Here is a 17,708-nt window from a genome sequence, read left to right as displayed (position 1 = left end):
CCGCAGTCAGGTAAAATGGAAAACTTCCGAATGATATCCAGAATATTCTTGACACAAAAGCGTATCGTCGCACCAATAAACTTATTGGAAAAATGCTGAGTAACAGAAGAGCGGCAAATGCAAACTTCAAAACTGTATCTCTGACGATTAACAATGTTGCTATCGGTCAATACAATTAACACATAGCTTGCGACATGAAAGGTCTTTGGTGCCGTGAGATTATTTTATTTGATAATTTTCTTAACGTGCATTGTAACAGCACCTTTTTCTGCTTCATCTAAAGCATTGGCGAGCAGCGGAATTCGTATTCACGAAATTACCATGGCTGCTCCGGATATCATTGCAGTCGAAATTCGAGACATGGATTTTCGTGTTGGCCGTATCATTGAACTTGATGCGCCTGCATCTGCATCCGTCGGCTCCTGGATTTCTTACAAAGACGAATGGGGCATGGTTATCGGGCCAGATCGTCGACATCTGCGCATCTCCGACACCCCACCCGACCAATTTCTTGATCGCGCGAAGTTTCTGAAGCAAAGCAATTATCAGCTGGACGGCGCAGCACGCGTTGTGGCGGTCTACCGCAAATCCGTGCCCTACAGTTCTGGTTTTTATCGCGGCGACAGCGGCGCAACCGAAACAGGCGCCTCGTTCAAACACACATTTTATCTCAAACTGGATCAGCCACTCAGCGAAGGAAAACATACGATAACGTGGCCCGAGGGTGTATTTCCACCAACGGATTTTGTCTTCGACACGCTCCAGACACGCGCAATTGCTTTGCGTTCCACCTTTGTAGGACACAGGCCGGAAGACCCTTCCAAAATTGCCTATCTGGCATTGTGGCTGCCGGAAGGACCAAAGCACGGCGCAGTGGACTTCCGCAAATACGGCATCGATACTTTCTCGCTCATTGATGAGACCGGCCTAGAGGTTTTCACGGCTCCGGTCAGTCTTCGCAGCCAGCCCGACGATCCCGAGCCGTCAAACGGGCTTCCTCAGCCACTCATCGATTACGCAGAAGGCGTACCCTTTCCGGTTACGGCCATTCGTCCGGGAGCAGAACCCTACATTATGGCGCCGGGCCACGAACTGCAGACCGGGCAACGCGTCGCGCTTCAGCGACTGCGTGGCGAACAGGATGCAAAAGCCGTGTTTGCAACAATTGCAAGCACTGACGCCGACGGCTTCACTTTAAGCGATGTCAGCGAACCGCTGCCTGATGTGATCGAACCCGGAGCAAATGTCTCACTGACCTATAAATCGAACCGCGCCGGAACGTACGTGTTTGAGCTGGATTATTCCGCATGGCACAATCCGGGCAAATACCGCCTGCGACTGCCTGGCATTGGTGTGAGTGACACATTCGAGATTGCTGACGACCGCTGGATGGCGTTGGCCCGCAATGGCATGGCTGGGCTTTACAATCATCGCAGCGGCATCCCGCTCGATAACCGTTTTGGGTTTGAACGTCCGGAGGCTTTCCGCCCCGGCCCAAAACTGCAGATACTCGAAAGTAACCTGCCACTTGTCTGGACGCCGAACTGGTACAACGGTTTTGTGCCGTTTGAGGAGGGTTCAAATGCCTCCTGGGTTACGACCAATGTTGCGCCCGATGACTATTGGGGCGGTTACATGGATGCAGGAGACTGGGACAGGCGCATTCAGCATCTTTCGGTTTCAGAGGCATTCCTTGAACTTGACGAGTTTCTTCCCGCGAACAAACGCGCAGAACTGCTCGGGATTCCAAAATCCAGTGAACTTTTGCCGGGTTACGAGAGCCTCGACGGCGCACCAGACCTTCTACACGAAGCGGTCTGGAACATTGATTTTTACCGACGCCTTCAACTGCCGGACGGAAGTGTACGCGGCGGCATTGAAAGTACCGGGCATCCATTATCCGGTTCGACGAGCTTTCTGGAGCATCTGAAGATATTCACCTATGCGCCGGACCATATCTCTACTTACAGATATGCGGCATCTGCTGCGCGACTTGCCCGCTTGCTGCGAGAAGCCGGTCAGCAAGACCTGTCGGAAACCTATCGCCAGAGCGCGCTGAAAGCCTGGGATGCCGCAGAACGAGGCTTCGAGAACCCGGACGAATTCTACGCCAGATCGATCGAGGCAGGAACGAAGGCCGGCACGTTTTCTGCCATATCGTGGGAAGACCGCAAGGCCGCGTTGCAGAAAGATGCAGAAGGACCGCGCATTGCGGCAGCGGCTTCGCTGTTCAGGCTCGACAACAATCCATCCTTCGCCACCTTGGTCGAAACCGCGTGGAAAAAAGAGGGAGACGTTTATTTCCAGAAAGGCGATGGCGCCTGGGACTATCACCAAAGCGGTCATGCCGACCCAACATTGCGTGACCAGATTGAAAAAGCCTTTGTCCGCGAGGCCGGCACGCTTCTTTCTGTGCAATCGTCACTGGCCTATCCAAGCATGAAACATCCTTATGCGCCAGCAGGCTGGGGACAAGGCGGCCCGCCCGATTTCGGTCAAACCCTGCTCCTGTTCCGCGCCTATCAGATCAGCGGTGATGTCCAGATCATTCGCCTGTTGCAGCAAACCATGCATGGCCTGCACGGCGCAAACCAGCTTGGTATCAGCTTTACGACCGGGATCGGCCCTAGACAGATCGAGCATCCTTTGCACGAAGATCATCGCGCCATGGGCGTGGCGCCGCCACCTGGGATAACCATCTATGGCTGGGCGCCACAAAACGCCTCTGCATATGGCTGGGTTTTTGGGCCCTCATGGTCGCCTCTGGCAGAAGTGGGACGCCCCGACGCGGTTGCGCAGCGCAAGGTCGAGCCAGATCGCTTTGCCCTGCCCTTCTTCGAATACCTGATCGAACATCCAGCCATCGTTATTCAGCAGGAATACACTGTCGATCAAACCATCGGTCCGGTGACATTCATAGCGCTGTTTCTGGATGCAATTTAGGACGGTCACCCACTGGAATTCAACATAGCTTGGGATTGTAGAATAAACGGATGACACACTTCGTAAAAACCAAGCTTCAAGATTCTGCCGCCTCCATCAAGCTAAAGGCGCTAATAAAGACAGCGATCCTTGAAGCCTCCTCTTTATGGACAGCCAGTGGCCTATACAAAAAATCAACAACGCACGGAGTCATTTTTACGCTGCACCATGTCCGACCAAGCCAGCCCGGCAGCAATCCATCGCAGAAAAACCTGGAAATCACGCCTGATTTTCTTGATCTGGTGATCAGCACACTCCGCGATTTGGGATACCGATTTATACGGCTTGAGGAGCTTGAAACGGCAGCGAAAGATCCCTCAGCCCAACCATTCGCGGTGTTCACATTGGACGATGGATATCGCGACAACGTGACATACGCGCTTCCAGTGTTTGCCCGACATCAGGTTCCCTTTACAATATTTGCATGCTCAGGCTTCATTCAACGGACCCACAGCATGTGGTGGGAAACGGCCTTTGAACTCACGCAACAAGGGCATTCTTTGCAGTTCGATTTCGGTGACGGCCGCGAGCAGGTAAGTTTGGCATCGCCAGACGCCAGAGAAGCCGCATATCAACGCCTGTCTCGTTTCATTATGAACTCTGATGAAGCAAAAGCCATCGACCGGCTCAATCAGGCTGCATCAGATTGCGGTATTGATCCTATGAAGCCCGTTGACGAGACGATCCTCGATGAGGCCGAACTCGTAGCACTTTCTCGCCACCCACTGGCTACGATCGGCGCGCACTCCGTCAGTCATCGGGCAATGGCCAGGTTGAACCACGATGAACTGACAGAAGAACTAACATCATCGCGCCATTACCTGGAAACTTTATTGTCTCAGGAAATCTGTACTTTCGCATTTCCCTACGGTCATCGTGCTGAGGCAGGACCAAGAGAGTTTACGGCCGCAGGTACGTCAGGTTTTAAATTGGCGGTTACCACAGTGCAGGCGCCAGTTTGCAATGAGGACGTAATGTCGGCATTGCAACTTCCGAGAGTCAACATCGATGGTCGCTGGCAACGCCGCAGATATGTGGCCGCACTCGCATCGGGATTGCCGTTCCGGGTATTGGGAACCTTCGCCAACAGTCGATGACTGGATCTTGTTGGCAACAGTAGGTGTAATTATGAACACCTTAAATATTTCAGAGAGATAATACTGCTTGCGGCTCGGAATTATTTTACATACTGAATAACATATCACCATTAGGCGCTTGGGTTGAGGCCGAAGTTTATGAGCATGATTTCACCGGTGCTTTGGCTTTTCTCTATATGTACTGCGATCCCCACGGCTCTATATGGAATAGAAGTTTCCATGTCTTTCCTGAGACGGCAAGTTGCACCAACTCCTGCCGAACGCCTCCCAGCCGTCATCATTATTCCAGCCCATGATGAAGAAGAGGGAATTGCAAGAACGGTGGTCAGCGTAACTTCGCAAATGCGCCCATTCGACCGGCTTTTGGTTGTCGCCGACAATTGCACTGATGCCACGGCTGAAATAGCAAGAGCCGCTGGCGCCGAGGTGCTGGAGCGAACTGATCTTAAGCTTCGTGGCAAGGGTTATGCACTGGATGCGGGATTGCAGGCCATTGCGCAAAATCCACTACCCTTCGTGGTTTTTATTGATGCGGACTGCATAATCGAGGCGGGTGGGCTCGACGCGCTCGTCAGGGCATCAAATGCCCAGAGTGGAGCAGTTCAGGCCGTCAATCTGATGCTTGCGCCGACCGGTGCGAGCATCGGGACCAAAGTTGCCGAGTTTGCTTTTCTGATCAAAAACAAAGTACGGCCAAAGGGGCTGGCGCGCATGGGCGTCGGATGCCAGCTCACCGGGACCGCCATGGCGTTCCCATGGGCCCTTATTCGCGGTGTGAACGTCGCGAGCGGAAACCTCGTTGAAGATATGAAGCTGGGACTTGATCTCACGCTGGTCGGAAAGCCACCGACACTCTGCGAGACATCATATATCTATAGCTTTTTTCCGCAATCCAAGACTGGAGCGGCAACCCAACGGCAACGTTGGGAAAGTGGGCATATTGCGACCATCTCAGAAGCGTTTCGCGCTTTGCCCAAGGCTCAAATCCTCAAAGAGCCGAAACTGGCGCTTTGGATGCTGGATCTACTTATCCCACCTTTGAGCCTGCTTCTTTTGAGCTTGGTCATTGTCGGCATGACTGAAATCGGCCTGATCATTTCATTCGATATGCCCGCTGGCCCATTCACAGTGACAATGCTTGCACTTATGTGGCTGCTCGGAACAACAAGTTTGGCGTGGCTAAAGTACGGAATGACAGCTTTACCGCCTAAAGACCTTATCCAGGTCCTGCCCTACGTCTTCAGTAAAATACCTCTCTATCTTACCATAATTGGTGGTCGGCAGAACAAAAGCTGGATCAGAACAGACCGTTCCAACGGCAGCGAACCTTTTTAATATAGTCATGCTTACTAACTACACGCGCGGTTCGACGACAAACGTAATTATCATTAGTAATACTAAGTACATCAAAAGACGTCGATAAATTTATTATTTAGCAGCCTCCCCTCTCTCCGAGTAGCGATGAGATAGCATCATGCATCTCAAATAAGAAATTCCAGACGACAAACAATTTCTTTCACAAGGAAATTGTATTGACTCGCTTCACAACAATACTGCATTATTAATAATTGCTTAACTAAATATAAAATTACAAAACGCATAATTTTTTTCGGGGGGAACGACGATGGAAAATGTGTCGATCAATGCCGACGCGTGGGAAGTCAAACAACGGTTTCTGGATGTTCCGTACAACACTTTACGGTTTCATGAGGTTATTGCCGCAATTGAGGGCGTCAAACACACCGACGGTTTTTTTTACATCGTTACTCCGAACGTCGATCATGCCGTTAGATTACGCGGCGATAACATCCTGCAGAACATTTACGAACAGTCCTGGCTTTCTCTATGCGATAGCAAGCCTATTTCCTGGATGGCGAAATCCCTGTCTTTTCCGTTGCCGCTCGTTACCGGCTCAGATCTGACGGCATGTCTTTTTCATGAGGTAATTCAGCCAGGGGACCGCGTTACTTTGATCGCTCCTTACGAGGAGGTCGCACAGCGCATGATTGAACGGTTCCCGGACGTCCACATTACCTACCACGTGCCGCCACGTAATGTGATCACCAATGAAGAGGCGATGCGCGCCTGTGCAGAATTTGCCGCCCGGGACAAGCCAAACTTCATATTCATTGCTGTTGGCTCACCACAGTCTGAGCTGATCGCTTACGAAATATCACACACAGCAGGCTCAACCGGCGTTTGCATCTGTTGTGGAGCATCTTTGGAATTCATCACAAACCTTCAGACAAGGGCGCCATTCGTCATGCAGAAATTCGGGTTTGAATGGCTCTATCGGCTGATGTCCGATCCCCGCAGGCTCTGGCGCCGCTATGTCTATGCGGTCCCGCCGCTTGTTCGGATGTTTGCCGCGGAAGCCATGATGCGCTCAAAATCCCGGCAGCGGGCAAGATCGGAAAAGAATATCGTCGAAAAACAGCTTGAAAAGCACAAGACCGCTTGAAAGCGATCATTTCCTGAACGCGAAGGCCGAGACGCCTCAGCGCCGCTATTATGGCTGCCGTTTTATCATCGAGAAAAGCCGTTGGTCCTCGAAGCGTCGCACGCTCGCGCGATGGATCAACTGAGCGGCGACAACAACAAACGGAACTGGCCAAACCAGGCACAGAAGCAGCCCCACAACATACCTGCCCCAGGGCAGTTTTCGCCGTGCAGATTCAACTGAGTTTGCGATGGCAAAAATAGATGCGATCATCAAATACAGGATCCCAGCTATCGTCATACCAATACCTTCCCGTCACAGCCAGAATGACAACGCCCCCGCGTCAAGTACTCACCTAGCCAAAGTAGCTAAAGCACGATTCGGCATCTGTTAGAAATACCAGCCGTGCCTTTCGCGAAGCTTGGTAATTACGCACTGTGGCTTTTTCATTGCGAAATTTTTGCTTTTTCAGTGGAGAGCCTCCCCTTTTTTAGGGGGGCTGGAGATAGGCAAGAGGCTTCGCCAGAGATCGCCGGCAAGCATCCAGATGCCACCAACGCCTGATGATCGCAGGTGGATTGGATGAAGCGGCGCGCGCGGATCTAACTGGCGTTGCTCGATCTGGTTAAGGGCATTGTGTGCTCGACGCACACAGTAAAACCCCGATCTGACCAGTTGATAGCAGTTAAACAATCAGATCGGGATGAGTGGTAAACGGCACCGCCTGTTAGACGACGCTGCTGGAAATCAAATCCGCTTATCAGGCGGCAACGCTCACGTCATCAAGCAGAAAATGCACGATGACGTATTTGGACTGGCGCACATTTCCACTTTCTGATTTTTCTTCAACGGTGCCGCCATCGGCTGGATGCCAACGCTGATAATGCGGGTTGTTCGCGATGAGCGTAATTGCCTTTCCTGCCGACTTGCCGTCGAGACGATAACGCGCCTCTGCAAGAGGCCAGATGCGCTCATAATCCTGTTGCAGCATTCGAACTTTTAAAGCCTTACGAAGAGCTTCCGGGTGAGAGGTCAGGTCATCTGAGGCATCTCCTGTGACATCAAGCGTCACCTCCTCAGCACCCTGTAACAAGGAATTGTATTCTTCCGGCCACATTCGTTTCATGAAACTGCTCCTCCAAGCTTACTCCACACCATGAATGTAGCGCGTTTGAAACGGTAAGCAACGGCGATTTATCGTTGTTTTGCGGACAAAAAGTCGCGATCTGTTTCCGCTGGAAATAACCGTTCTGGACGACGGTCACATGTATTACGCGGCGACTTCTCAGGCGGTTCGACCAACGCATGCCACGTGAAAGTGCCGTTAATCCCCAGTTACTGCGGCGGCGATGGTGTCACGCAACCAGCGGTGTGCGGGTTGCGAGTCCAGTCTTTTATGCCAGCGCAGGCAGGTGGCGATGCGAAGGGCAGTTCGCGGATAACAAGACGGCCATCCGTGCTTATTGCCTTGGCAATAGGCCGACGCATGACCACAAGCATTTTTTGTTGTTGCAAAGCGGTCGTGCAACCAAGCAATGCAATGCGGTGCCGAACGTCACGGCTAACCAAATGTTCTGCCAACCACGTGAGGCTCGATCATCGTTCGACGTTATGCAGACTTGGGCGTATGCGTGGGCAAAGTTTGCCCACGCCGCGACGAGGATCACAATCGTGCGCCACCTGTTGCGTCAATCATCTGTCCTGTCGTCCAGCGGGCCTCTTCCGACGCAAGAAACGTGATGACATCCGCAATGTCATCGGCACGTCCCAGACGGTTGAAGACCGACATCGCCTCGGCGCCTGCACGTGCCTCCGGCATTGCCAGCCATTCGGCATTCATGTCTGTCTCAGTCACGCCGGGTCTGACCACATTGACGGTAATTCCGCGCTTGCCGAATTCCGGCGCAAGAGCAAGAGTAAGCGTTTCGAGAGCACCTTTTGATGCCGCATAGGCAGGGTGGGTTGGTGCTGCAACACGCGCAAAACCGGTCGAAACATTGATGATACGCCCATTGTCGCTGATATCATCAGCCGCAGCCTGTATCAGGAAGAAGGGCGCTTTGAAGTTGATGGTCATCAACTCATCGAATGCAGCTTCGGTCGTGTCACCTATCGATGTTGCCGTTGCAATCCCGGCATTATTGACGAGAATATCAAGCGCCGGTTTACCAGAAAACGCGATCGCAGCCTCCTTGAACTGCTGCCACAGGCTGTCTGTCGCTTGTTTGCCCTTGCGCAGATCGGCGCCGATGGCCACCGCTTTTGCGCCCAGCGATTCAATTTCGCGGACAGTTGCCCGTGCGGCATCTGCATTGGCAGCATAGTGGACAGCGATAAGACCCGCACCTTGCCTGGTAAATGCCAGAGCGGCAGCCCGGCCGATGCCACGGGAACTTCCTGTAATCAGGGCGGTCTTATTGGATAGTTTCTTGAACATAAATCACTCCGTTGCGATTTAACTAGCGAACGATATAATAAAACTGCTGAATGCATGTCAATATTTTTATAGGGATCGATATAATAATGTCTGAAACGGTGCGGAAACGCGGCAGACCGCGCGTGCTCAATCGGGAAACTGGACTTGAGGTTGCAGCCAATCTGTTCTGGGAGCGTGGCTACGAGGGCACATCGATTGCCGATCTCACCGCCGCCATGGGCATCACACCGCCATCGCTCTATGCAACCTTCGGCTCCAAAGAAGAACTATTCCGCATGGCGCTCAACCACAGCATCAGCCAGCAAAACAGCCAACGCCTACAACTGCTTGACGCAAAAAGTCCCGTTTATGAAACGCTCAAATTATTCCTTTATGACATCGCCGAAGGAGACACCCAGCCAGACAAGCCGCGGGGCTGTATCGTCTCAACGGCCGTTTTGCAGCACTCGGAAGAAAACGCCTCAGTGGCCCGGACAACGGCAGCACTGCGCGAAGCCTCGATACAGGTTCTGAAGAGCAGATTTGACCGCGCAGTTAGCGAAGGTGAACTACCTGAGGGAACGGATACAGACACACTGGCCCGTTTCTACGGTGCTGTCATGCAGGGCATGTCCGCTCAAGCCTGCGACGGCGCATGTACGATAAGATTGAAGGCACTGGTCGATATCGCCCTGAATGCATGGCCCGGCAAGCGCTGACATTCGCCAAAGCCACCCTTTGCGCGAAGAGCGCGTTGTCATTCGAGTGTTTCGCCCAGCGTATCGGCAACAAAGGCACCGCGCTGGCCCATGGGTTTGGGCGAGCCGGTCGTCGTGTCGCGCGCCGTCTGGTGTTCCAGCTCTGCGTTTATCTGGGCACCGACGATCAGGATGATGACGGAAATCCACACCCACACCATCAGACCTATCAGGGCGCCCAGTGTTCCATATGTCGCATTATAATTCGCAAAATTTTCAAGGTAATAGGAGAAAAGCAGCGATGCGACGAACCATAGAGATGTACTAAACAAGACCCCCCAGTTGATCCACCTTAGCTTGGCTTGCTCACGGCTGGGGCCGAACCGGTAAACTACGGTAATTCCGAAGCCGACGAACAGGATAAGGAACGGCCAGCGCACGAACCGGGCAAGCATTTCCTGCCACCGGTCAAGCCACAGATAGGTAAGAGCCGCCGGCAGAACGCCAATCGCCGCAATGATCACGATAACGACGATTAGGGCACCAAAAGTAAATGTCAGGGATAGCAGGTTGAGGCGAAAAAAATTACGCTTCTCGCTTTCCTGATAGGCGACATTCATCGCTTCGAACAGCGCTTTCATGCCACTATTGGCACTCCACAGTGCAATGATGAGACCGCTGACGAAAGCGATGCTCAGCGTTGAACTCTTTTGCTGGGCAAGCGCATGCAACTGGCCAAGCACGATGTCAAAGGACCCAGGCGGCAGGATCCGCGCCAGAAAGCTGATATGATCGACGATCGTCACCGGATCAGCGATAAAGCCGTAAAGGGCCACCAGTGCACCGAGGGCAGGAAACAGCGATAGAAGCAGGAAATAGGTAACGCCAGCTGCGATCAACGTGACCCGATCAACCATAAGCGCTTTGACGATACGCCAGAACACATCGCGCATACCCTTTGCAGGGATTTCGTTGGGCGCATCTGCATCCCGTCCTATCGCCTTGTCGAGATCACGTTCCAAATATCTGCCTATCCATCATTCACATGTTTCTCATCCACACCAACGCCTCGGATGCGCTCCACATCAGCGCCACCGCCCCCATTGATGGCGCACGTCCCTGCATTAATCCGGGCTGGAAATCGACGGTGGGCGAATGTCCACCGCAGATTTTTTGCCGCTGTTGTCCTTGGCAAATTCCTCATCGGCGTGTTGATTGGCTTTGGTCGCCTGTTCGGCCTGCTGGTCGGTCATTTGATGCTCTTTTTCAGCACGCAGCCAATGATCGTTGTGAAAACCGCTTTTGCGGCCCTCTTCCTCCCAGATTTTATAGGCCAGTTGGCGGATTTTTTCTTCCCTGTCGGTCATGACACTTCCTCCCTTATTGTTACGTCCAACCCCGTCGAAACCGAGTTGTTCCGTATTCCAGAAGAGAAAAATGCAAGACGCTTAATATCCTGTCATTTCAAGATATCCGCGACCCGACACACTGCCTTCAAACGTGATCGGACCTTCCCAATAAGGCGTGGATGTCGCCATCCATGCCTGATCGTTGAGTGCCTTCGTTGTGATGTCTAGACCGCGACTTGGAATTCGTACCCGCCACTCCACGGGGATCGACTTGCCGTTGACATCCGCAGATCTAAGCGGTTCAAAAGACACATCGCCGGAAGCGAGCGGCGACGGCGTGCCATCAGCGCTGATCCAGTTTGCGGATGTGTAACCTTCACCGCTGTCACGCAGCCTGAAAGCCATGACTTTTTCCCCGCTATCCAGATGCAGTGAAAACCAGTCCCATCCGGTCTGGTCGGCAGCAAGCGGCTGCGATGACCATTCACGGTCAAGCCAGGCCTTTCCCTTCACTTCGACAGATTGCCCGTCAAGCTCCACCCGACCGGTGACGGCGTAGAACGGCTGCGAATAATAATAGCTTGCCTGCCCAGCCAGTGATTTTACCGAATACCCGTGGTCGCCCTGCAGTGTCAGCGGCCCCTGTGCTTTCAGGGTCAGATCATAGGAAAAATCCTTGCCACTGGCCTTGAGTGATACGCCATCTAGACCGTCCTGCTCGGCCGTAACGACACTCTTCATCTGCCAATCATCAATCCACGCAGCAAATGGCTCAGCTGCTACTCCCGCCTGCCCCACACCACCTCGGCCAAATTTTTCGGCGACATGATGGCTGGTTGCGGTCGTAAGGGCCGCGTGACCAATCCATATTTGCGGGTCGGACCAGCCTGCCCGTTCTTGCGGGGCAAGTGCCGAACGGAATAATGTCCATTGAGCACCCAGCGGACGACCATCAACCGTCTCCAGATTGGCCGTGACATACCACCATTCGATCCTGAAATCGGGATGCGCAGCGTGATCACGTGGAAACTGCAACGCCACGCCTTTTTGCGGCACGGTAAACCCCTCGGCATTTGAACCGAGCCCAGCGAAACCCTGCGCAACAGCGGCAGCCGGTGCAGCCGTGATCAAGGCGAAGACGATAAAAAACGCCGCTCTAACGTTCATTGGCAAACACCCTCAGCAGATCGGCAGGATCAGTTGTGGCCAGTCGTCGCACCGGGATCAGAACCGAAATCAAAGCCGCCAGCAGCGCAACAACGCCAAGCTTCAGCCAGTCGAATGGAAACAGGATCAGGGGCAACCGCCAGCCAAAAGCTTCGACATTGACGATTGCAAGCAAAACCCATGCAAGCGCCAGTCCGACGGGAACCGCTGCGACAAAGGTAGCCAGCCACAAGGCGATCGTTCGGACGATTTCGAGCAGCGCGAGATCACGGCGGCGAAGCCCCATCGCCCATACGGGAGCAAGCTGCGGCAGTCGAAGTGCTGACAATGTCAGCAGACTGGAAAACATTGCAAATCCGGCGACCGCAAGCGTGAGAATGTTAAGCGCGCCGGTTACCGCAAATGTCTGCTCAAAGATCGCCGTCGACTGCCGTTTCAGGGCGGCCTGATCGATGACGTTGCTCTCTGGCAGGCCAAACTCTTCTGACAGCTTTTTTCTGAATTCCGGCACCTGTTGCGGTTTCATACGCAAACCATACCGAAGTTTCGCCACATCGGGATAATGCCGGACAAGTGCATCGAGCCCGATCATGACCTGGCCACTTGGATTGCCGTAGTCAGAGAACACGCCAACAATCTCTGCCGACCAACCACCGGGCAGGTTAATCCGTTCACCAAGGTTTGCCTTGCCGGTTCGCCAAAGCTGCTCATTGACAAGCGCGCCTTGTCCTTTGGCAATCTCGTCCCAGGTCGAGGTGGAGCGAGCAATCAAGGGCCAGTGGTCGCGGTAGGTGGCATCATCTGCAACACCTGAAATCTGTATGTGTCTGCCAAGCACCTCACCTTCCGTGCTCCAGATCGGCAGAATCGCCGTGACATGTCCGGGCAGCCAGCCACGCAGCCTCTCGGCTTCCGCCTCATTGCGCGCCGTAACATACACCTCCGCGGCAAGACGCTGATCCAGCCAGCCCAAGAAGGTCTGCCGAAAACTGGACACCATTGTTCCGACACCAACATTGGCAGAAAGCGCCAGAAGCAGCGCCATCAGTGCCAGGGAAAGGCCGGGCAATTGCTGGCGCGTGTCAGCCCAGAACCACTGCATGAGAACCTGTCGGGACATGTATTGTCCAGCAGCCATCACCAGTGCCAACAGGGCTGGCAAAATAAGCGCTGCACCAAGCAGCAGCGCCCCAAGCACGGCAAAACCGGAGTAAAGTCCCTCGCCGGCGACTGCGATAATCGCAGAGACAAACAGCAAGGCAACGCCAATGCCTGACTGAACCATCAGCCTTTTGGTCGACACGCGCGCCCAGGCTCTTTGTTGGGCAGCCGCTAGTATCGGCATTTTCCAGACATGCAGCAGATGTTGCACCGACGACAAGGCTGTGCCAGCCAACGCCATGGCCAGCCCTGCCAGCCACCATTGCGGTCTGATCGAAAGTCCACCTGCGACACTTGCCCCGTAGAGACCGCTCAATGTCGCCGCGACACCAGGCAGGAGAGCAGATGCTACGAGGTAACCCAGCACGACGCCCAGCACACCTGCGAGAATGGCAAAGGCAATGGTTTCGATGGCAAGCATTGTCGTGAGCGAGCGCAGCGATACTCCAAGCGACCGCAATGTTCTAAAGGTCGCGCGGCGTTGCTCAAAAGACAGGCCTGTCGCCGAATAGACGATGAAAAGGCCGACTACGAATGCCAGAAAACCGAAGGCTGTCAGATTAAGATGAAAACTGTCGGTCAGCTGGGCAACATCAGGTCGCCCGCCGGCATCGCGCACCATCAGCTCCGGCGCTATGGTTGTGATGGCTTCAAGCCCTGCTTTCTGGTCAGGCGAGATCACGATCCTGCTCAGTTCGCCATTGCGGTTCAGCAGCCGGTCGGCAACACTAATGTCAACAAAAGCTGCGCCATCAGGAAGATCCGCCTCTATTTTTACCGATAGACCGGCGGTATCGGTCAGGCGTGCGGCAGTCGCAGCCGACACGATCAACTGACCAGGCGAACGGACAAATTCGGTGAGACCCGCTGCACTAGACACTGGGGTAATCTGTGCTTGCGAGGGCATGCTCAGTGGATCGATGCCAATCAGCCGGATGCGCGTCTGACCAAACCTGTAGTCACCCTCGATAACCGGTGAAACGGACCAGCCCGAGCGGCGTAATTTTGCATATGTCTCGGTGGCGATAGTGCTTCCGTTTCGCGGTACCAATTGATCGAGAGCATTCTGGTCGAAGACGGCAGCAGCACGTCCGTAGCTTGCCCTCGCCTCCGCATTGATTGCCTGGACGCCAGACCACAGCGCCGTCGCAAGCGCCACACCCAGAATGAGTGTGGTCAACTGCAGTGGTCTGTAACGCCAGTGGGACAGCAGCGCCCAGAAGGCAATCATCCTCATATGACAACCCTTCCGCCACTCAGAGTGATCCGGCGGTCCAGCTTGTCGGCCAGTCTGTTGGAATGCGTGACCAGAAGAAGGGCAATATCCGCCGATTTGGTCAGTCGCAGCATGATATTAAGCACGATGTCGGCTGTGGCTTCGTCCAGATTGCCGGTGGGTTCATCCGCAAGAATGAGCGACGGTCTGGCCGCCAGTGTCCGCCCGATCGCCACCCTTTGCTGTTGACCGCCGGAAAGCTGTTCGGGGTAGCGTTGAGCAAGCTGACCAATGCCAAGTTCTTCAACGAGTTGCGTTTCCCACGCCTGATCGAAACGATCCGCGAGCTTGGCGTGAAACGAGATATTGGCTTTCACATCCAGACTTGGAATGAGATTGAACTGCTGGAAGATGACCCCGACATCGCGCCTGCGAAAGCCTGCACGACCCGCATCATCGAGATTGGTGATGTCGCGCCCGTTGACAGTGATAGTGCCACTATCTGGCTTGTCCAACCCGCCTGCCAGGTGCAGAAGGGTGCTTTTGCCACTACCGGATTCACCCGTCAGCGCAAGGCTCTCGCCTTTTGCCAGATCAAGCGTCACACCTTTCAGGACCGGGATTTGCCCTTCGGCTGACGGGTATGATTTGGTGATATCAGAAAGCGAAAGGATCATGGCAGTCTCACTAAGGAATATCAGGTGGAGCCACCCGCGCGTCGTTGCCGACGTCGCCAGTTTGCGACGCGGCATGCGTCATCTTTAATTCCACAGGCCAAACGATACCACCCATTGATCACCACATGGGAGGGAAATGGCGTTGATTTGACGGGGAATGACGAATACAGGACCGTCTGCTAGGCGACGCGACAATCCTGAACGGCCTTCAAAAAGGCATCCGGCAAGCATGGTTTGTTGATCCAGAAACGGCTCGCCCAAGTAATTTCCGCAGCGGTATCAACCTGCGCATCATCAGCAGAATGCACAATGATGGGGACATTGCGGGATGAGAGGATTCCAGCGACCTCGTCCGATGCACCGTCACGCAGACGTGTCTCTATAACCGCCAGCTGTGGTGTGTTGGTGTTAAGCCAATTTTGCGCTTCGGCACAGGAGGTAAAGGTGACAATGTTTGAAAAACCGGCGCTCGTGAGCAAATCCTCGACCTCAAGGGCGATGAGCGGCTGGTCGTCCAGCACCAGAACGGTGTCATATGTACGCGTTACCAGTGTAACTTCTCCTTGCAAGAAACCGCAGCTTAGCAGTTTCTGACGCGCATAGGTGGAAGGTATGCCAGCGTACATAAAATCCGTCGAATTTCCGGAATGCTATAGAATCACCAACCGTTTGAAATAGCTCAGGGCTTAACGGCTGTGGGTTCGGACTCACGCCCGTCAACGAGTGCCATGAACGTTTCGGACCACCCCGCCTCTCGCAGTCGACTCCTAGCTCTTTTGCCTCCCCATGAATTCGCAAGTGTGACCGATGCGTTGACGCCGGTTGACCTCCCGAAAGGCGAAGTCATCGCGAGTGCCAACGGCAGCATCGAGTATGTCTATTTTCTTTGCAGTGGCATCGGGTCGGTGGTCACCGCATCAAAGGATGGTCAACGCTCCGAAGCTGGCATGGTCGGGCGTGAGGGGTTTTGCCCGACTTCGGCAGGCGTGGGCGGAACCATCAGTATTCACGAGGTGCTAATGCAGGTGTCGGGCGAAGCCTACCGCATGCCGATCGACGCGGTGAATGACAAGCTGTCGGCCAATCCGATCTTTGCAAACCTGCTAGCAAGATTCATCCAGACATTTGCCGCACAAATATCATACACGGCCCTCTGCAACGCCAATTATCAGGTCGACCAACGCCTGGCCCGATGGTTACTGATGTGTCACGATCGGCTGGACGACGATGAAATAAGCCTCACCCATGACTTCGTTTCCCTGATGCTCGCGGTTCGACGACCCAGTATCACCAACGCGTTCCATGTTCTGGAAGGCATGAAGCTTGTTGTGGCAGAGCGCGGCAGGGTGACGATCCGTGACCGCAAGGGACTTGAGGAATTTGCCGGGGGCGCCTACGGCGAACCAGAAGCGGAGTATCGTCGACTGATCGGTCCGTTTTGATCAGTTATTTTTTTAAATGATTTTGCACGACGTCGTGAAAGGATACGCTGAACAGAAGCTTGCCAGCGTCATCCGATACATCCACATATTCATCAGCCACGACGCGCCCGCTCTTGATAAGAGCAGCAACCATTTCTCGGACCGCACCAATGGCACTCACTCGAGCAGCATCATCATTCAAAAAGTCATCGCCCTCGACATCGGAAACAATTTCTCCGTCACGGCGTAGATGAAAGAAATATCGGCTCATATCGACAACATCAGTCTGAGGGCGTTGTCATGTTTGGCTTCGTTTGCAACGTTCATGGGAAAAGGTCCTTCATAAGACGCCGGTACTCTGCCTCCGGCTTTCCGTAAGCGTCATGTGCAAACTCTTCAAGCGCAGCCCTGTTCCTTATTGTAATCATGCCACGTTGTGATTTGAGGAAACCGTTACCTTCCAGCACGTGAAGTGAGGTGGTGACGCTTGGTCTACGTACTGCCAGCATTCGCGCAATAAACTCATGGGTCAGTGCGATCTCGTTTCCCGTCACACGGTCGTGGCACATCAAAAGCCAGCGTGCGAGCCGCTCATTGACATCGTGGACAGCGTTGGAAACTGCTGTCTGAGCAAGTTGGACTGAAAAAGCCTCGATTGACCGAATAACAATCTTTGAAAAGCTACTGTTTTCCATAGCAGCGCGGAAGTTTTTGTAGTCAACGCGATATGCATCGCCGGAAAGCTGCATCGTTACATCGTGCGAACTGGTTTCCACTTCGGCAATGGCAGTTGTTGGCACATAACCTTCAAATCCGAAAATTCCCGCCTCTGCACTGTTTCCATCAGGCGTCGTAGTCACCAGCGAGCCTATGCCCGACGCCAGAAAGTATACATGATCGATCGGTTCACCCACCCGGGCCAGAACTGTGCCACGAGGCAAGTCGACATATTCCAGGTGCTTTGCAATCAACGAAAAATCGTCGGGCGGAAGAATGGATAGTAGTTTGTTCCGAATGGAATCCTGATTGGCTGAAACCATGACGTTCGCTTCCGTCTTGAGGCAAGAGTTGGCACCCCTCATCG

Annotated in this window: 16 protein-coding genes; 6 read left to right on the top strand and 10 right to left on the bottom strand. The window is 53.7% G+C overall.

Annotation, left to right across the window (positions count from 1 at the left end; translation table 11 throughout):
- Nucleotides 1–321: 321 nt before the first annotated feature.
- The 4 genes from ACZ5FM_RS25745 (at nucleotide 322) to ACZ5FM_RS25730 (ending at nucleotide 6,540) form a co-directional block, all read left to right on the top strand.
- Nucleotides 322–2,943 (top strand): glycoside hydrolase family 9 protein, encoded by a 2,622-nt coding sequence (locus ACZ5FM_RS25745; RefSeq protein WP_312950271.1) that lies wholly within the window; start codon nucleotides 322–324, stop codon nucleotides 2,941–2,943.
- Between the two features lie 50 nt (nucleotides 2,944–2,993).
- Entirely contained in the window at nucleotides 2,994–4,079 is a 1,086-nt protein-coding gene (locus ACZ5FM_RS25740; protein ID WP_312950274.1) for a polysaccharide deacetylase family protein, read from the top strand.
- A 138-nt stretch (nucleotides 4,080–4,217) separates the two neighbouring features.
- The gene (locus tag ACZ5FM_RS25735) at nucleotides 4,218–5,414 is read left to right on the top strand and encodes a glycosyltransferase family 2 protein (RefSeq protein ID WP_312950277.1); all 1,197 of its coding nucleotides are present in this window, start codon (nucleotides 4,218–4,220) and stop codon (nucleotides 5,412–5,414) included.
- A 289-nt stretch (nucleotides 5,415–5,703) separates the two neighbouring features.
- Nucleotides 5,704–6,540 carry a WecB/TagA/CpsF family glycosyltransferase gene (locus tag ACZ5FM_RS25730; protein WP_275642626.1) on the top strand — a complete coding sequence of 279 codons (837 nt, stop codon included), beginning with the start codon at nucleotides 5,704–5,706 and terminating at the stop codon, nucleotides 6,538–6,540.
- Between the two features lie 739 nt (nucleotides 6,541–7,279).
- Here ACZ5FM_RS25730 and ACZ5FM_RS25725 read toward each other — a convergent pair.
- Together ACZ5FM_RS25725 and ACZ5FM_RS25720 are read right to left on the bottom strand one after the other, a co-directional pair.
- Nucleotides 7,280–7,636, bottom strand: a complete 357-nt coding sequence (locus tag ACZ5FM_RS25725; protein ID WP_312950504.1) for a hypothetical protein — start codon at nucleotides 7,634–7,636, stop codon at nucleotides 7,280–7,282.
- A gap of 546 nt (nucleotides 7,637–8,182) precedes the next feature.
- Entirely contained in the window at nucleotides 8,183–8,956 is a 774-nt protein-coding gene (locus ACZ5FM_RS25720) for an SDR family oxidoreductase (RefSeq protein ID WP_312950280.1), read from the bottom strand.
- Between the two features lie 86 nt (nucleotides 8,957–9,042).
- Between ACZ5FM_RS25720 and ACZ5FM_RS25715 the strand changes: the two genes are divergently transcribed.
- Nucleotides 9,043–9,654, top strand: a complete 612-nt coding sequence (locus tag ACZ5FM_RS25715; RefSeq protein WP_312950282.1) for a TetR/AcrR family transcriptional regulator — start codon at nucleotides 9,043–9,045, stop codon at nucleotides 9,652–9,654.
- Between the two features lie 38 nt (nucleotides 9,655–9,692).
- Here the strand turns inward: ACZ5FM_RS25715 and ACZ5FM_RS25710 are convergent, their stop codons facing one another.
- The 6 genes from ACZ5FM_RS25710 to ACZ5FM_RS25685 form a co-directional block, all read right to left on the bottom strand.
- Nucleotides 9,693–10,655 (bottom strand): YihY/virulence factor BrkB family protein, encoded by a 963-nt coding sequence (locus ACZ5FM_RS25710; protein WP_312950284.1) that lies wholly within the window; start codon nucleotides 10,653–10,655, stop codon nucleotides 9,693–9,695.
- A gap of 102 nt (nucleotides 10,656–10,757) precedes the next feature.
- Complete coding sequence (locus ACZ5FM_RS25705) at nucleotides 10,758–11,000, bottom strand: DUF2934 domain-containing protein (RefSeq protein ID WP_250984026.1); 243 nt, start codon at nucleotides 10,998–11,000, stop codon at nucleotides 10,758–10,760.
- Nucleotides 11,001–11,081: 81 nt separating this feature from the next.
- The gene (locus ACZ5FM_RS25700) at nucleotides 11,082–12,149 is read right to left on the bottom strand and encodes a lipocalin-like domain-containing protein (protein WP_312950288.1); all 1,068 of its coding nucleotides are present in this window, start codon (nucleotides 12,147–12,149) and stop codon (nucleotides 11,082–11,084) included.
- Nucleotides 12,139–14,547, bottom strand: coding sequence for an ABC transporter permease (locus ACZ5FM_RS25695; RefSeq protein ID WP_312950290.1), 2,409 nt, complete (start codon nucleotides 14,545–14,547; stop codon nucleotides 12,139–12,141). Before ACZ5FM_RS25695 ends, ACZ5FM_RS25700 begins: the two co-directional genes overlap by 11 nt.
- The gene (locus ACZ5FM_RS25690; protein ID WP_312950506.1) at nucleotides 14,544–15,203 is read right to left on the bottom strand and encodes an ABC transporter ATP-binding protein; all 660 of its coding nucleotides are present in this window, start codon (nucleotides 15,201–15,203) and stop codon (nucleotides 14,544–14,546) included. Before ACZ5FM_RS25690 ends, ACZ5FM_RS25695 begins: the two co-directional genes overlap by 4 nt.
- 179 nt (nucleotides 15,204–15,382) lie before the next feature.
- The gene (locus ACZ5FM_RS25685; protein ID WP_312950292.1) at nucleotides 15,383–15,829 is read right to left on the bottom strand and encodes a response regulator; all 447 of its coding nucleotides are present in this window, start codon (nucleotides 15,827–15,829) and stop codon (nucleotides 15,383–15,385) included.
- 102 nt (nucleotides 15,830–15,931) lie between these two features.
- Here ACZ5FM_RS25685 and ACZ5FM_RS25680 point away from each other — a divergent pair, with 102 nt between their 5' ends.
- Complete coding sequence (locus tag ACZ5FM_RS25680) at nucleotides 15,932–16,645, top strand: Crp/Fnr family transcriptional regulator (protein ID WP_464041200.1); 714 nt, start codon at nucleotides 15,932–15,934, stop codon at nucleotides 16,643–16,645.
- Between the two features lie 4 nt (nucleotides 16,646–16,649).
- Here the strand turns inward: ACZ5FM_RS25680 and ACZ5FM_RS25675 are convergent, their stop codons facing one another.
- Nucleotides 16,650–16,895 carry a DUF6894 family protein gene (locus tag ACZ5FM_RS25675; RefSeq protein WP_250984031.1) on the bottom strand — a complete coding sequence of 82 codons (246 nt, stop codon included), beginning with the start codon at nucleotides 16,893–16,895 and terminating at the stop codon, nucleotides 16,650–16,652.
- A gap of 52 nt (nucleotides 16,896–16,947) precedes the next feature.
- On the bottom strand, nucleotides 16,948–17,664 hold the full coding sequence (locus ACZ5FM_RS25670; protein WP_250984032.1) for a Crp/Fnr family transcriptional regulator: 717 nt from the start codon (nucleotides 17,662–17,664) through the stop codon (nucleotides 16,948–16,950).
- Nucleotides 17,665–17,708: the final 44 nt, after the last annotated feature.

The sequence above is a fragment of the Agrobacterium sp. 5Ca50 genome, assembly GCF_055381905.1.
Note: the sequence above shows the minus strand (reverse complement) of the source record. Positions and strands in the feature narration are given on the sequence as shown.

Coding starts and splice junctions, on each gene's coding strand:
- ACZ5FM_RS25745 (WP_312950271.1), top strand. CDS start 322: ATGGCTGCTCCGGATATCATTGCAGTCGAAATTCGAGACATGGATTTT.
- ACZ5FM_RS25740 (WP_312950274.1), top strand. CDS start 2,994: ATGACACACTTCGTAAAAACCAAGCTTCAAGATTCTGCCGCCTCCATC.
- ACZ5FM_RS25735 (WP_312950277.1), top strand. CDS start 4,218: ATGAGCATGATTTCACCGGTGCTTTGGCTTTTCTCTATATGTACTGCG.
- ACZ5FM_RS25730 (WP_275642626.1), top strand. CDS start 5,704: ATGGAAAATGTGTCGATCAATGCCGACGCGTGGGAAGTCAAACAACGG.
- ACZ5FM_RS25725 (WP_312950504.1), bottom strand. CDS start 7,636: ATGTGGCCGGAAGAATACAATTCCTTGTTACAGGGTGCTGAGGAGGTG.
- ACZ5FM_RS25720 (WP_312950280.1), bottom strand. CDS start 8,956: ATGTTCAAGAAACTATCCAATAAGACCGCCCTGATTACAGGAAGTTCC.
- ACZ5FM_RS25715 (WP_312950282.1), top strand. CDS start 9,043: ATGTCTGAAACGGTGCGGAAACGCGGCAGACCGCGCGTGCTCAATCGG.
- ACZ5FM_RS25705 (WP_250984026.1), bottom strand. CDS start 11,000: ATGACCGACAGGGAAGAAAAAATCCGCCAACTGGCCTATAAAATCTGG.
- ACZ5FM_RS25700 (WP_312950288.1), bottom strand. CDS start 12,149: ATGAACGTTAGAGCGGCGTTTTTTATCGTCTTCGCCTTGATCACGGCT.
- ACZ5FM_RS25695 (WP_312950290.1), bottom strand. CDS start 14,547: ATGAGGATGATTGCCTTCTGGGCGCTGCTGTCCCACTGGCGTTACAGA.
- ACZ5FM_RS25690 (WP_312950506.1), bottom strand. CDS start 15,203: ATGATCCTTTCGCTTTCTGATATCACCAAATCATACCCGTCAGCCGAA.
- ACZ5FM_RS25685 (WP_312950292.1), bottom strand. CDS start 15,829: ATGTACGCTGGCATACCTTCCACCTATGCGCGTCAGAAACTGCTAAGC.
- ACZ5FM_RS25680 (WP_464041200.1), top strand. CDS start 15,932: ATGAACGTTTCGGACCACCCCGCCTCTCGCAGTCGACTCCTAGCTCTT.
- ACZ5FM_RS25675 (WP_250984031.1), bottom strand. CDS start 16,895: ATGAGCCGATATTTCTTTCATCTACGCCGTGACGGAGAAATTGTTTCC.
- ACZ5FM_RS25670 (WP_250984032.1), bottom strand. CDS start 17,664: ATGGTTTCAGCCAATCAGGATTCCATTCGGAACAAACTACTATCCATT.